The organism is Streptacidiphilus sp. PAMC 29251 (assembly GCF_054208735.2).
Genome location: NZ_CM135725.2, coordinates 2,223,493 through 2,237,880, shown reverse-complemented (window position 1 = coordinate 2,237,880; position 14,388 = coordinate 2,223,493). Strand labels below are relative to the sequence as shown.

The 14,388-nt window shown below is 72.3% G+C and carries 12 protein-coding genes, 1 pseudogene and 2 riboswitches; of the genes and pseudogenes, 8 read left to right on the top strand and 5 right to left on the bottom strand.

Features of this window, described 5'->3' with window-relative positions; translation table 11 throughout:
• The first annotated feature begins 8 nt into the window (after positions 1–8).
• The 5 genes from ftsR (at position 9) to ACXKR8_RS10445 (ending at position 4,499) form a co-directional block, all read left to right on the top strand.
• Positions 9–764: a transcriptional regulator FtsR gene (gene ftsR, locus ACXKR8_RS10465; protein ID WP_458272628.1), complete on the top strand. Its 756-nt coding sequence runs from the start codon at positions 9–11 to the stop codon at positions 762–764.
• A 47-nt stretch (positions 765–811) separates the two neighbouring features.
• Positions 812–1,285, top strand: coding sequence for a bifunctional nuclease family protein (locus tag ACXKR8_RS10460; protein ID WP_370149843.1), 474 nt, complete (start codon positions 812–814; stop codon positions 1,283–1,285).
• A 211-nt stretch (positions 1,286–1,496) separates the two neighbouring features.
• A complete protein-coding gene (locus ACXKR8_RS10455) occupies positions 1,497–2,180 on the top strand; it encodes a MerR family transcriptional regulator (protein WP_458272627.1) in 684 nt (227 codons plus the stop codon).
• A gap of 62 nt (positions 2,181–2,242) precedes the next feature.
• Complete coding sequence (locus ACXKR8_RS10450; RefSeq protein ID WP_458274944.1) at positions 2,243–2,986, top strand: SanA/YdcF family protein; 744 nt, start codon at positions 2,243–2,245, stop codon at positions 2,984–2,986.
• A 46-nt stretch (positions 2,987–3,032) separates the two neighbouring features.
• A complete protein-coding gene (locus ACXKR8_RS10445; RefSeq protein WP_458272626.1) occupies positions 3,033–4,499 on the top strand; it encodes a DNA polymerase IV in 1,467 nt (488 codons plus the stop codon).
• A 45-nt stretch (positions 4,500–4,544) separates the two neighbouring features.
• On the opposite strand, the gene ACXKR8_RS10440 is transcribed toward ACXKR8_RS10445, so the two are convergent.
• On the bottom strand, positions 4,545–5,828 hold the full coding sequence (locus ACXKR8_RS10440; protein WP_458272625.1) for a PRC and DUF2382 domain-containing protein: 1,284 nt from the start codon (positions 5,826–5,828) through the stop codon (positions 4,545–4,547).
• A 150-nt stretch (positions 5,829–5,978) separates the two neighbouring features.
• A riboswitch (glycine riboswitch) is annotated at positions 5,979–6,071 on the top strand.
• 1 nt (position 6,072) lies between these two features.
• Positions 6,073–6,174, top strand: a riboswitch (glycine riboswitch).
• Between the two features lie 53 nt (positions 6,175–6,227).
• Here ACXKR8_RS10440 and gcvP point away from each other — a divergent pair.
• Positions 6,228–9,123 (top strand): annotated as a pseudogene (gcvP, locus tag ACXKR8_RS10435) (aminomethyl-transferring glycine dehydrogenase).
• 80 nt (positions 9,124–9,203) lie between these two features.
• Here the strand turns inward: gcvP and ACXKR8_RS10430 are convergent.
• Both ACXKR8_RS10430 and ACXKR8_RS10425 read right to left on the bottom strand, forming a co-directional pair.
• Entirely contained in the window at positions 9,204–9,395 is a 192-nt protein-coding gene (locus ACXKR8_RS10430; protein ID WP_458272623.1) for a DUF5999 family protein, read from the bottom strand.
• A 272-nt stretch (positions 9,396–9,667) separates the two neighbouring features.
• Positions 9,668–10,300 (bottom strand): hypothetical protein, encoded by a 633-nt coding sequence (locus ACXKR8_RS10425; protein WP_462100443.1) that lies wholly within the window; start codon positions 10,298–10,300, stop codon positions 9,668–9,670.
• Positions 10,301–10,713: 413 nt separating this feature from the next.
• Between ACXKR8_RS10425 and ACXKR8_RS10420 the strand changes: the two genes are divergently transcribed.
• The gene (locus tag ACXKR8_RS10420) at positions 10,714–12,240 is read left to right on the top strand and encodes a glutamate--cysteine ligase (RefSeq protein WP_458272621.1); all 1,527 of its coding nucleotides are present in this window, start codon (positions 10,714–10,716) and stop codon (positions 12,238–12,240) included.
• 105 nt (positions 12,241–12,345) lie between these two features.
• A complete protein-coding gene (locus tag ACXKR8_RS10415) occupies positions 12,346–13,152 on the top strand; it encodes a CPBP family intramembrane glutamic endopeptidase (RefSeq protein ID WP_458274943.1) in 807 nt (268 codons plus the stop codon).
• A 1-nt stretch (position 13,153) separates the two neighbouring features.
• Here the strand turns inward: ACXKR8_RS10415 and ACXKR8_RS10410 are convergent, their stop codons facing one another.
• On the bottom strand, positions 13,154–13,816 hold the full coding sequence (locus tag ACXKR8_RS10410) for a SecDF P1 head subdomain-containing protein (protein ID WP_458272620.1): 663 nt from the start codon (positions 13,814–13,816) through the stop codon (positions 13,154–13,156).
• Entirely contained in the window at positions 13,813–14,379 is a 567-nt protein-coding gene (locus tag ACXKR8_RS10405) for a SigE family RNA polymerase sigma factor (protein ID WP_458272619.1), read from the bottom strand. Before ACXKR8_RS10405 ends, ACXKR8_RS10410 begins: the two co-directional genes overlap by 4 nt.
• Between the last annotated feature and the right edge of the window lie 9 nt (positions 14,380–14,388).

The following is a 14,388-nucleotide window of genomic DNA, read 5'->3' as shown; positions in this document are numbered from 1 at the left end:
AGTGGTCTGTGCAGGGTGACAACGGCGGGTTCGAGGCTGGTGCTGTCGAGGCGGGCAGGCAGCTGCTCAGCATCGGTGCGGTACTCGGGGTCCTGCGGGACGAGTTCCCCGAGGTGACCATCTCCAAGATCCGCTTCCTGGAGGCGGAGCGACTCGTCGAGCCGCAGCGGACCCCCTCCGGCTACCGGAAGTTCAGCCGCGAGGACGTCACCAGGCTCGGTTATGTGCTGCGGATGCAGCGGGACCACTACCTGCCGCTGCGGGTGATCAGGGAGCACCTGGACGCCATGGACGCGGGCGAGGCGCCGCCCGAGCTGCCCGGCGCCGAGCACACGGCGGCGGCCGGCGGCTCCTCCGTGGTGGAGCAGGTGGCCAGGGACGCGTTCGTGCCCGGGCCCCGGCTGGGCCGGGCGGAACTGCTGGCGGCGGCCGGGGTGGCCGAGCAGCAGCTCGCCGACTGGGAGTCCTACGGCCTGGTCGCGGCGACCTCCGACGGCGGATTCGACCCGGAGATGCTCCAGGTCGCCCGGCTGGTCGCGGAGCTGGGCCGGTTCGGCCTGGAACCCCGGCACCTGCGCGCGGTGAAAGCCGCCGCGGACCGCGAGGTCGGCCTGGTGGAGCAGGTGGTGGCGCCGCTGCGGCGGCACCGCAACCCGCAGACCCGGGCCCACGCGGCGGCGCTGGCACGGGAGCTGGCGACCCTCTCGGTGCGGCTGCACGCGGCGCTGGTGCAGGTCGGCCTGCGCGCCCATCCGGGAGTCTGACCCGTGAGAACTGGAGTATCGGGGCCCAGCGCCCTAGGGTTGCGGGTGTGAACGAGCTAGACGTCGTGGGTGTCAGGGTGGAGATGCCGTCGAACCAGCCGATCGTGCTTCTGCGCGAAGTCGGGGGCGACCGCTACCTCCCCATCTGGATCGGCCCGGGGGAGGCCACCGCCATCGCTTTCGCACAGCAGGGCATGACTCCGGTCCGACCGCTCACGCACGACCTCTTCCGGAACGTCCTGGAGGCGGTCGGGCAGCAGCTCACCGAGGTGAGGATCACCGATCTGCGGGAGGGCGTGTTCTACGCCGAGCTGGTCTTCGCCAGCGGGGTGGAGGTCAGCGCCCGTCCGTCCGACGCCATAGCGCTGGCGCTGCGGACCGGTGCGCCGATCTACGGCAGCGACGGGGTGCTCGACGAGGCCGGGATCGCGATCCCGGACGAGCAGGAGGACGAGGTCGAGCGGTTCCGGGAGTTCCTGGACCAGATCTCGCCGGAGGACTTCGGCAGCAGCAACCAGTAGCCGAAGGACCCACGTGATTGCTTATCCGACACCCCGTACCCCGGAACAGGGCACGCTAAACCACTCATCAGGCTGACATCACCCGCCATGCCGAGCGTGGCGATCGTTGACGCGCCTCTGGCAACTGCCTAACGTCGGGTGTGGACGTCCGGAGTGCGCCACCTCGCCACTTCAAGCGACGCTTCCGTGAGTCGAGTGGACGGAGGGCCGCGTGAGCAGCACCGGCGACAGCACGGCCGCAGGTGGTTCCTGCCCGATCCACCCCGGGCTTCGCAGCCCGCGGCGGGCCGCCAGGCCGGCCAGGATCGGCTGGGAGACCGTCCCACCGGTGGTGCCGGGCCAGGTCGGCCCCAGCCCGGACGAGGTCATCCCGGAGCCGCTCGGCGCGGCCGGGACGGGCACCGAGCTGATCGGCTACCGCGGCCCCACCGCCTGTGCGGCGGCCGGCATCACCTACCGCCAGTTGGACTACTGGGCCAGGACCGGACTGGTCGAGCCGACCGTGCGGGCGGCCCAGGGCTCCGGCAGCCAGCGGCTCTACGGCTTCACCGACGTGCTGCTGCTGAAGGTGGTCAAGCGGCTGCTGGACGCCGGCGTCTCGCTGCAGAGCATCCGGGCGGCCGTGGTCCACCTGCGGTCCTGCGGCGACGCGGACCTGTCCGGGATCACGCTGATGAGCGACGGCGCCTCGGTGTACCAGTGCACCTCGCCGGACCAGCTGGTGGAGCTGCTGCAGGGCGGCCAGGGGGTGTTCGGCATCGCGCTGGGCGCGGTCTGGCGCGAGCTGGAGACCGCGCTGGGACGCTTGCAGGGGGAGCGGGTGGACACCGGCGAGACCCTGACCGGCTACGATCCCGGCGACGAACTCGCACGTCGGCGCAACCGCGCGGGCTGATCCGGCGTCCGCAGTCGTCAGAGCCCCGACGTGGGGCGTGGACGACGGGTGGGGTCGGGATGATGGCGGCGTTGCTGCACCGGATGGCAGGCGGATTCGCGCCGGGCAGGCTGCGGGGCTGGGTGCGGGGATGGGCCGGGAGGCGCGTCGCGGCGCTGCGGACCAGGCGCGGCCAGCGCCGGGCGTTCCAGGCCGCGGTGGTCCTGATCGCGCTGGTGTCGCTGCCGCCAGCCTGGCTCTACACCGCCGAGGCGGGGCGGCTGCGGACCGTGGCCAGCGCGCCGGACGCCCCGGTCGTGGTGGTCTTCGGCGCAGGCCTGATGGACGGGAAGCCCTCGCCGTACCTGGCGAACCGGCTGAACGCCGGTCTGGCGCTCTACCGGGCCGGGAAGGTCCGGGCGCTGCTGGTCACCGGGGACAACGGCCACGTCGGCTATGACGAGCCGGACGCGATGCGGACCTATCTGATGGGCCACGGCGTCCCCGCGGACCGGATCGTCCGCGACTACGCCGGCTTCGACACCTGGGACTCCTGCGCCAGGGCGCACCGGATCTTCGGGGTGAACCGGGCGATCCTGGTCAGCCAGGGGTTCCACATCCGCCGGGCGATCGCGCTGTGCCGGGCGGCCGGGATCGACTCCTACGGGATCGGCGTCGACGAGGCGCACGACGCCACCTGGTACTACGGCGGGGTGCGCGAGCTGCCCGCGGCCGGCGAGGCGGCGCTGCAGGTGCTGTTCAACCCCGATCCGCACCTGCTCGGGCCGAAGGTGAACACGCTGGCCAGACTGGGTGCGACCGGCTGAGACCGGCTGCCGCCGGATTGTCAGTGGGGTGCGCGATGATCGGGGGATGCGGTCCCTGCCGTCGATCCTGCACCTCGACATGGACGCCTTCTTCGCCTCGGTGGAGCAGGCGTCCAAGCCGAGCCTGCGCGGAAAACCGGTGATCGTCGGCGGCCTGGGCGGGCGCGGGGTGGTGGCCACGGCCTCCTACGAGGCGCGGGTGTTCGGGGTGCACTCGGCGATGCCGATGGCGCAGGCGCGGCGGCGCTGCCCCAACGCCGCCTTCCTGATCCCCCGGTTCGAGCTCTACCGGCAGGTCAGCGACTACGTGATGGGCCTGCTGCGGGCGCTGTCCCCGCTGGTGGAGCCGCTGAGCCTGGACGAGGCGTTCGTGGACCTGGAGGCAGGACCCTACGGCGACCTGCTGCGCGAGGGCGGTCCGGCGGCCGGGGCGGCGCTGGTGCGGGCGCTGAGCGAGGACCTGCGGGCGGACATCCTGGCCGAGGTCGGGCTGACCGCCTCGGTCGGCCTGTCCGGCACCAAGTTCCTCGCCAAGATCGCCTCCGAGCAGGCCAAGCCGGACGGCCTGGTGCTGATCGAGCCGGGACGCGAGCGGGAGATCCTCGGCCCGCTCTCGGTCCGGGCGCTGCCCGGGGTGGGCCCGGCCACGGCGGAGACGCTGCGCCGCTTCGGCATCACCCTGGTCTCCCAGGTGGCGGCCACCCCGGAGGACGAGCTGGTCCGGCTGCTCGGCCGGGCGCACGGCGCCGGGGTGCACGCGCTGGCGCTGGGCGTGGACGAGCGCGCGGTGGTGGCCGAGCGGGACGCCAAGTCGGTCTCGGTGGAGGACACCTTCGAGGTGGACCTCGCCGACCGGGAGCGGATCAGGGCGGAGCTGGACCGGCTGTCCGAGCGCTGCGTCCGGCGGCTGCGGGCGGCCGGGCGGTCCGGGCGGACCGTGGTGATCAAGGTGCGCCGGTTCGACTTCTCCACGCTGACCCGTTCCGAGACCCTGCCCGCGCCCACCGACGATCCGCTGGTGATCGCGGCGATCGCCCGGCGGCTGCTGGAGCAGGTCGAACTGATCGGCGGAGTAAGGCTGTTGGGGGTGGGCGTGTCCGGTCTCGCCGACTACACCCAGGAGGACCTCTTCGCCCAGGCCCAGGCCCTGCGTGAGGCGGAGGAGGAGGCCTTCGCCGAGCTGGCCGCGGAGGCGGAGGGCGCGGAGGAGCTGGACGGCGGCGTGGAGCCGGAGGCCGGGGCCGCCGCGGCGGAGGCCGCGTACGGCGGGCCGGACGGGCCGCGGGCGTTCCACCCGGGCAGCAGCGAGGTCCCCGGCCGGCGCTGGATGCCGGGGCAGGACGTGCGGCACACCGAGCACGGGCTCGGCTGGGTGCAGGGCAGCGGCGTGGGGCGGGTCACCGTGCGCTTCGAGCAGCCCTGGGCGAAGCCGGGACGGGTCCGCACCTTCGCGGTGGAAGACCCGGCGCTGGAACCGGTGGACCCGCCGTCGATCGCCCGGGGGGCGGCGTAGCGCTGCCGCGCAGGGGTGGGGACGTCACGCCCCCACCCCTGGGGTTCAGGCGCCGATGGCGTGGCCGGGGAGGTCCGGGCGGCCGGTCGAGCTGGAGGGTCCGGAGGTCGGGGCCGACTGGTCCGGCTGGCCGGAGCCGGGGACCGGGCTCGGTCCGGTGGGGCGGGTGCTGTCCTGGACCTGGATGTGCTCCCGGTGCAGCTCGTCCCTGATGATCTCCTCCTCGGTGAAGCGCTCGGTCACCAGCCGGATCCGCTCCACCGGGACCACCGTCTTGCGGACGATCACCCGCTGCTCGTGCAGGGTGACCTCCTCGGTGCTCTCGGCGATCGCCTGGTCGGTCAGCTGGGCCCGCTCCTCCGCGCCGACCGGCACCCGCTCGACCCGGATCCGCTCGCGGATCACCGGCACCCGGCGTTCGACCTGCTCCGCCGTCACGTACTTGCGCAGCCGGGCCTGGCCGAGGACGCGCCACTCGGTGGAGATGTCCAGGCGCTCCTCGCGGCAGACGAACTCGATCGGCTCGGGCACGCCGCCCCGGCCGGGGTCGCCCTGCGGCTCCTGCTTGGTCAGCGACGCGGGGGAGGAGGTGGTGGGCGCCGCCGCGGCGGCGCCGGGGAGCGGACCGGTGAGCGGGTCGTTCAGGGGGTCGGTCAGCGGATCGGGCCGGGGTGCGGCCTTGGCCAGCGAAGGCACCGGCGCGGCCGAGGTGCTGGGCGTGCTCGGCGTGGTGGGAGTGGTCGGCGCGGTCTGCGTGGCGGGTCCTGCCGCGGGCGCCATGAAGGCCGCGGTGCGGCTCCGGTCGGCGGCCGGCGCGGCCGGGGCCTGCGGGGCGGTGGCCTGCGGGGCGGGCGGCGCGATCGGGGTGCTGCCGGTCACCGTGGCTGCCGTCGTCGCCGCGGCGGCCGCTGCCACCGGTGCTGCCACCACGGGCTGGGCAGCGGTGGTGGTCGCGGCCGGAGCGCTGGTCTTGGCCGCTGCCGCCGCCGCGGCGGTGCCGGAACCGCTGTCGCTGTGCGGGACGTCCAACCCGTAGTAGCGGTACAGCTGGAGCTCCTGTTCGGGGGAGAGGTGCTGGCCCACGCCGAAGTCGGGGGAGTCCTTCACCTGCGACTTCTCATAGGGGACGCGCAGTTCGTCGCTGATGAACTCACTGCTGGTCAGGGGTACGAAGGCGTCGCGACCGAACAGTCCGGTACGGACGGCGGCCCACTCGGGGCGGCCGGTGGCGTCGTCGAGGTACACCTCGTCCACGGTGCCGATCTTGTCGCCGTTGCGGTCCACAGCCTTGTGGCCGATCAGGTCCCTGGGGTCGATTTCGGTCTGCACGGCTCGATCCACTCCTCACGACGCATAGATGGTCAACTCATACGAAAAGGTATAAAGATCGATTTGTCGAGCCCCGGGGGCCGTGCGGGTGTGTCGCTGCGCCATTCGAGGGCGCCTCGAGGGGCGCTGATAGTCTTGGCGTTGACCGGTCGAGCACGCGCGGGAGAGTCCGTGCATCGCTGGCGGCGCCGAAGGAGCAACTCCTCCCCGGAATCTCTCAGGCATCCGTACCGTGCGTGCAAGGTCAACTCTGGAAAGCAGGAATCCGTGTACGCGGACCCTCACCGACGGTGAAAACCGGCTGCGGCCGGTGAAGCTCTCAGGTCCACATGACAGAGGGGGAGGTCGTCCCGGCACGCCCACAGTGCCACTCGGGTCAGACCAGGAGGCTTCCCCGCCATGACTTCCCCGACTTCCCCCCGCACCGGGCTCGCCGGGCTCGAGCAGTCAAGTCCCTTCGAGGGCCGCCATATCGGCCCGGACGCCGACGCCCAGGCGAAGATGCTGGCCCAGGTGGGCTACAGCAGCTTGGACGAGCTCACCGCCGCCGCCGTCCCCGGCGCGATCCGCAGCCTGGAGGCGCTGGACCTGCCCGCCGCCCGCTCCGAGGCCCAGGTGCTGGCCGAGCTGCGGGAGCTGGCCGGACGCAACCAGGTGCTGCGCTCGATGATCGGGCTCGGCTACCACGGCACCTTCACCCCGCCGGTGATCCTCCGCAATGTGCTGGAGAACCCCTCCTGGTACACCGCGTACACGCCCTACCAGCCGGAGATCTCGCAGGGCCGGCTGGAGGCACTGATCAACTTCCAGACCGTGGTCTCCGACCTGACCGGGCTGCCCACCTCGGGCGCCTCGCTGCTGGACGAGGGCACCGCCGCCGCCGAGGCCGTGGCGCTGGCCCGCCGGGTCGGCAAGGTCAAGGGCGGGGTCTTCGTCATCGACGCCGACACCCTGCCGCAGACCATCGCGGTGATCCAGACCAGGGCCGAGCCGCAGGGCGTGCAGACCGTGGTCGCCGACCTCAGCGCCGGCATCCCGGCCGAGCTGGTCGAGCGCGGGGTCTTCGGGGTGCTGCTGCAGTACCCCGGCGCCTCCGGCGCGGTCCGCGACCTCGCTCCGGTGATCGAGCAGGCGCACGGCCTGGGCGCGATCGTCGCGGTCGCCGCCGACCTGCTGGCGCTCACCCTGATCGCGTCCCCCGGCTCGCTGGGCGCGGACATCGCGATCGGCACCACCCAGCGCTTCGGCGTCCCGATGGGCTTCGGCGGACCGCACGCCGGCTACATGTCCGTCCGCGCCGAGTACGCCCGCAGCCTGCCCGGCCGCCTGGTCGGCGTCTCCGTGGACGTGGACGGCAACCGCGCCTACCGGCTCGCGCTGCAGACCCGTGAGCAGCACATCCGCCGGGAGAAGGCCACCAGCAACATCTGCACCGCGCAGGTGCTGCTCGCGGTGATGGCGTCCATGTACGCGGTCTACCACGGCCCGGACGGGCTGCGGGACATCGCCGCCCGCACCCACCGCTACGCCTCGGTGCTGGCCGAGGGCCTGCGCGCGGGCGGGGTCGAGGTGGTGCACGGGGAGTTCTTCGACACCGTCACCGCGCGGGTGCCCGGACGGGCCGCCGAGGTGGTCGACGCGGCCCGGCTGACCGGGGTGAACCTGCGCCAGGTCGACGCCGACCTGGTCGGGATCTCCTGCGACGAGACCACCACCAGGGCCGACCTGACCGCGGTCTGGACCGCCTTCGGCGTACCGCTCGGCGACGTGGACGCGCTGGACGCGGCGGCCGGGGAGAAGCTGCCCGAGGCGCTGCGCCGCGGCGACGACTACCTGACCCACCCGGTGTTCCACGCGCACCGCTCCGAGACCGGGATGCTGCGCTACCTGCGCAAGCTCGCCGACAAGGACTACGCGCTGGACCGGGGCATGATCCCGCTGGGCTCCTGCACCATGAAGCTCAACGCGACCACCGAGATGGAGCCGGTCACCTGGCCGGAGTTCGCCGAGGTGCACCCCTTCGCGCCTGAGCAGCAGGCGGCCGGGTACCTGAGCCTGATCCACGGGCTGGAGGACCAGCTCGCCGAGCTCACCGGCTACGACAAGGTCAGCATCCAGCCCAACGCCGGCTCGCAGGGCGAGCTGGCCGGGCTGCTCGCGGTCCGCGCCTACCACCACGCCAACGGCGACGCCGGGCGCGACGTCTGCCTGATCCCCTCCTCGGCGCACGGCACCAACGCCGCCAGCGCGGTGATGGCCGGGATGCGGGTGGTCGTGGTGAAGACCCTGGTCGACGGTGACGTGGACGTCGAGGACCTGCACGCCAAGATCGAGCAGCACCGGGACCAGTTGTCCGTGCTGATGGTCACCTACCCGTCCACGCACGGGGTGTTTCGAGGAGAACATCGCCGACATCTGCGCCACCGTGCACGAGGCCGGCGGCCAGGTCTACGTGGACGGCGCCAACCTCAACGCCATGGTCGGGCTGGCCAAGCCGGGCAAGTTCGGCGGCGACGTCTCGCACCTGAACCTGCACAAGACCTTCTGCATCCCGCACGGCGGCGGCGGCCCGGGCGTCGGCCCGGTCGCGGTGCGCGCGCACCTCGCCCCGTACCTGCCGAACCACCCGCTGCAGCCCTCGGCCGGTCCGGCCACCGGGGTCGGCCCGATCGCGGCCGCGCCCTGGGGCTCGGCCGCGATCCTGCCGATCTCCTGGGCGTACGTCCGGCTGATGGGCGGCGAGGGGCTGAAGCGGGCGACCCAGGTCGCGGTGCTCAGCGCCAACTACATCGCCAAGCGGCTCGCGCCGTACTACCCGGTGCTCTACACAGGCCCGGCCGGGCTGGTCGCGCACGAGTGCATCATCGACCTGCGGCCGCTGGCGAAGTCGGCCGGGGTGAGCGTGGACGACGTGGCCAAGCGCCTGATCGACTACGGCTTCCACGCCCCGACCATGAGCTTCCCGGTGGCCGGGACGCTGATGATCGAGCCCACCGAGAGCGAGGACCTGGGCGAGATCGACCGCTTCTGCGAGGCGATGATCGCCATCCGCGGCGAGGTGGACCGGGTCGGCGCGGGCGAGTGGCCGGCCGACGACAACCCGCTGAGCAACGCCCCGCACACGGCCGCGCTGCTGGCCGGCGAGTGGGAGCACCCGTACAGCCGCCAGGAGGCGGTGTTCCCGGCCGGGGTGAACCCGGCGGAGAAGTACTGGCCGCCGGTGCGCCGGATCGACGGGGCCTTCGGTGACCGCAACCTGGTCTGCTCCTGCCCGCCGCTGGAGGAGTACGTCTAGCGGGGTAGGTGTTCAGAGCAGCAAGAAGGGGCCGCCACCGGAGCGTTCGGTGGCGGCCCCTCCGCTTTCGCGGTCGTCGCTCAGGCCGCGTGGACGAGGGTGCGGTTCGGGGCGATCACCCGGCCGTCGGGAAGGATCTCTCCGGTGTCCTCGAACAGGAGGATGCCATTGCACAGCAGGCTCCAGCCCTGTTCGGGGTGGCTCGCCACGACGACGGCGGCTTCACGATCGGTGGAGTCGGCCGACGGGCAGTCAGGACGGTGCTGGCACATAGCTCGTACCCTCGATTCAGAGTTGCAGATCACTGCGCGGTCCGCTTCGGAGGTGTGAACCGCCTGCTTCTCGGGTAGAGGCTGATGCTTACCGCGCTGGTTCCCAGTGTCGACCGCCGGGGACACTTCCGCAGCAGTTTGGTGACATGCGTCACCACTCTCTTTCAGGGACCACCCGTTCGGGCCCCGTTCCTGCGGTAGGGCATGACGAAGTGACCATGCTCGGCATGGTCACTTCGGGTGGTGTTACTGGCGGGTTCGGCCGATGGTGGTCAATGGGTCGCAGTCAGCAACTGTCCGTCACCGAGGGAGAGCAGCGACAGCAGCTCGTCGGCGTCGTGCGGAAGGTGCGAGGTGACCCCGAGCGGCGCGGGCGCCAGCGGAATCAGCAGGTCGGCGCTCTGTGACCGGTCGAGCACAGGGTGCAGCCAGAGCGCGGTCATGTAGTGCCCCGGGACGGAGAGCAGTCGCGGCAGGTACACGGTGGGTGACCCCGCGGTGTGCTGCTTGGCCTGCTGCAGCGCCCGCAGCGTGGCCAGCGGGTAGGGCCCCTCGGCGAAGTGCGCGAAGGAGTGGCCCTCCGCGGTCTCATGGGTGTCCGCCGCGGCGACGATCTCCTCCTCCTCGCGGATCAGGAAGCGCCAGCCGGTGCGCCGGGTACCGGCCAGGCCGGCCGGAGCCGCGGCGACCGGGAGCTCCCGGGCCTCCAGCGTCGCCGGTACCGCCGCCTGCCTCGCCGGGGCCGGGTCGAAGACATGGACGGGCAGCGGGTGGGCCGGGGTGAGTGCTCCGGTCCTGCGCCGCATGGCCGCGGTGCGGACCGCGCGGACGGCGTTCGGGGAGTCGAGCGCACCGATCACGGCGCGCAGGGCGGCAGCGGGGGGCTGGGGCATCGTCAGCGACATATGGGTTCGCCTCTCGGGGCAAGACAGGCGGTGCGGGAACGTGCCGAGGGGCCTCCGACGCGGGGGCGAGCGCCAGTGGCCGGTGGCTGCTCACATGCTCTCGGGGCGTATTCGGGGCTGGTGCGTGGCTTTGCGGTGCTGCGGTGGCTTGAGGGTGCCGGTCGATCAGGGCCCTTGCGGATGGCCCCATACAACTCCTACCCGTGAGGGTGAGTCTATACGAACGGATGCGCGCCGTGACTCTTCTACTACCCAGCGTGTGCGACTGCAAGTGGGGTTCGCGAACGATTGTGTACGTCAGAGCGAGTTGGCACATGCCCCGAGGGCGGGCTATCGATCTCGGGGGCTGGGCATGATGCCCACGCGCGGGTACGGCCGGGCAGGGACGCCGTCGACCGAGGAGGACATGGCCCATGGGGGAGAAGGTCGCAACCGGGAGTTCCGAACTGGCGGACCGTCAGCTCTACCGCAGAAAGCTGAGCCAGTGCCAGGAGGCCCTCGGAGCCATGCTGGTGGAGCATCGCTTCGACCGGCCCCGGGCGCGGATGGGCCTTGAACTCGAACTCAACCTGGCCGACGAGGACGGGCACCCGGCGATGCTCAACGAGCAGGTGCTGGACGCCATCGCCAGCGGCGACTTCCAGACCGAGCTGGGCCGGTTCAACATCGAGGTCAACATCGCCCCGCACCGGCTCGGCGGCCGGGTCCTGGAGGAGCTGCGCGAGGAGATCGACACCGGGCTCCGCTACGCCGACCGCAAGGCCGCCGAGGTCGGCGCGCGGATCGTCACCATCGGCATCCTGCCCACGCTGACCAGCGAGCACGCCGTCCTCGACAACCTCTCCCGGGGCGACCGCTACCAGCTGCTCAACGACCAGATCCTGGCCGCGCGGGGGGAGGGCATGCAGCTCGACATCCAGGGGGTGGAGCGGCTGAGGTTCGAGTCCAGGTCCATCGTCGCCGAGGCCGCCGGCACCTCGCTGCAGCTGCACCTCCAGGTGACGCCCGGCCGGTTCGCCTCGGTCTGGAACGCGGCCCAGGCACTGACCGGGCCGCAGCTGGCGCTGGGGGCGAACTCGCCGTTCCTGTTCGGCCACGAGCTGTGGCGGGAGACCCGTCCGATCCTGTTCGAGCAGGCCTGCGACACCCGCTCGGCCGAGCTGAAGGCCCAGGGCGTCCGGCCGATCACCTGGTTCGGCGAGCGCTGGATCGACTCGGTGACCGACCTGTTCCAGGAGAACCTGCGCTACTTCCCGGCGCTGCTGCCGATCTGTGACGACGAGGACCCGGTGAAGGTGCTGGCGGCCGGCGGCATCCCGACGCTGCGCGAGCTCAAGCTGCACAACGGCACCATCTACCGCTGGAACCGCCCGGTCTACGACGTGCTGGACGGGGTGCCGCACCTCCGGGTGGAGAACCGGGCGCTGCCGGCCGGTCCGACCGTGGAGGACACCCTCGCCAACGCCGCCTTCTACTACGGCCTGGTCCGCGCCCTGGCCGACCAGCCGCGACCGGTCTGGGCCCGGCTGCCGTTCGCGCTCGCGGCGGAGAACTTCCACCTGGCGGCGCGGCACGGCCTGGACACCGAGCTGTGGTGGCCCCGGGCCGGACGGATCGGGGCGCGCGGGCCCGCGGTGCGGGCCGGCGGCGGGGTCTCCCGGATCCCGGTGCGGGAGCTCGTCCTGGACGAACTGCTGCCGCTGGCCCAGGCCGGTCTGGACGCCTGGGGGGTGGAGCCGGTCGACCGGGACCGCTACCTGGGGATCATCGAGCAGCGCTGCGTCCGCAACACCAATGGCGCGGCCTGGCAGAGCGCGGTCTTCCACGACCTGCGGGAACGGCTGGGGCTCGACCGGGGCGCGGCGCTAGAGGGGATGACCCGGCGCTACATGGAGCTGATGCGGGAGGGCGCGCCGGTGCACACCTGGCCGGTGCGCTGAGGCTCCCGGCACAGGGTGCTGTGCGATGATCGGCCGAATCGATCGTCGGATGACGTCGTGTGATCGCTGTGTGATCGTCGTGCGGGAGAAGTCTCCGTGAGCAGTATCAGTAGCAAGGGCAGTACCAGCAGCGTGGACGGCCTGCTGCCGGCTCCGGCGGGGCTCACCCGGCGGCTGCTCGGCCAGGAACTCCTCCTCGTGCTCGCGCTGTCGCTCGGCGCGAACGCCGTCAGCGCGGTGATCAGTTTCATCGGCTCGCTCACCGCGCCCGCCAAGCTGAGCACCCAGACCGCGCAGCTCAACGGCTCGCTGGCGCCCGGACGGCCCTGGCTGGACCTGAGCTGGCAGCTGTTCGGCATCGCCACGGCGCTGGTGCCGGTGCTGCTGGTGGCCCATCTGCTGCTCCGCGAGGGGACCTCGCTGCGGGCCCTGGGCTTCGACCTGACCCGCCGCTGGAACGACTTCGGCAAGGGCTTCCTGATCGCGGCGGCCATCGGCGGCTCCGGGCTCGCGCTCTACCTGGGCGCGCACGCGGCGGGGGTCAGCCTCACCGTGGTCCCCAGCTCGCTGCCGGACGTGTGGTGGCGGATCCCGGTGCTGATCCTCTCGGCCGCGCAGAACGCGGTGGTCGAGGAGGTCATCGTGGTCGGCTACCTGCTCCGCAGGCTGGACCAGCTGGGCTGGTCCTGGCCTGCGGCGATGGCGACGAGCGCGCTGCTGCGCGGCTCGTACCACCTCTACCAGGGGGTCGGCGGGTTCGTCGGCAACCTGGTGATGGGGCTGATCTTCTGCCTGCTCTACCAGCGTTGGCGCCGGGTCGCCCCGCTGGCGATCGCGCACACCCTGATCGACACCGTCGCCTTCGTCGGCTATGTGCTGCTGGCCGGGCACGTCAGCTGGCTGCCGACCTGAGCTACCCGCCTGTCAGCTGGTCGGCCAGGGTGGTCGCCGACTGCTGGGTGAAGTCGCCGACGAGGGGCGTGACTCCGTCGGTGATCGAGGCGGTGAAGGTGGAGGCGGAGAGCACCTTGCCGTTGATGACGCAGGCCAGTTCGTTGTCGGAACCGGTGGGGTGCTCGGCCAGGGAACCGGTCAGGGCGGCGAATGCCGCCACGTCCTTCCCGTGCAGGTGCAGCTCTACCATCCAGCCACCGGTGAACGCTGAACGGGTGACCACGGCGCCGGGAGCGGTGGCGGTCAGCCCCTTGGCCTTGTCCAGCTGGTAGCAGACGGTCGGACTGTCCAGCGAGGGGTAGCCGCCGCCGGGCGGGCAGGCGCCCGGTTTGGACGAGGTGACCGGCAGGAAGTTGATCTGCTCGGCCAGCACGACCGTGCCGGAGCCCGGTGCGGCGGGGCCGGCCAGCAGGGTGCCGCCGAACCAACCGCTGGAGGCGACCCCCGTTGCCGTGGCGGCGACCACGGCGAGGGCGGCGAATCCGGTCCGTACCCGTTGCCGGTGCCGGGCCTGGCGCAGCGCGCCGTCGGCCAGCCCGATCAGGTGCACGGTGGCGGCTTCGCCCTGGTCGGCCTGGAGCTGCCGGTGCAGCTCGTCCTCGCTGATCACGTGGTCGGTCATACCGCCGCCCCCTTCACGTTCACGGGCTGGTCCCCGTCCTGTTCGTGGCCCTGTTCCGCGGCCGGGTGGCGGTCGCTGAACGCCACCCGGAGCGCGGTGAGTGCCTTGTGGGTCTGGCTGCGCACGGTTCCCGGCGCGATGCCGAGGATCTCGGCGATCTCGCCGTCCGGGCGGTCCTCGAAGTAGCGCAGCACGATCACCGCGCGCTGCCGCTGGGGCAGTCGGCGCAGCGCGGCCACGATGTCCTGGCGCTGCGCGATGGCGTCGGCGTGGTCCGGCCCCGGCAGCGGGTGTTCCGGCAGCTCGGCGGTGACCGTCTCCCGGCGCCAGCTGAGCCGCCGGGTCCGGTCCACCTGCGCGTGGTACAGCGCCCGGCGCACATACGCCTCCGGCTGCTGCCGGTCACGCAGCTTGGACCAGCGTGCGGCCGTCGCGGCGAGCGCCGTCTGCAGCAGGTCGCGCCCCTGCTCCCAGTCGCCGGTCAGCAGATACGCCGTGTGCAGCAGCGGTTTCGACCGCGCGGCCACGAACTCGCGGAACTCCCGCTCGTCGTCGGCTTTCAATGCGCCCTC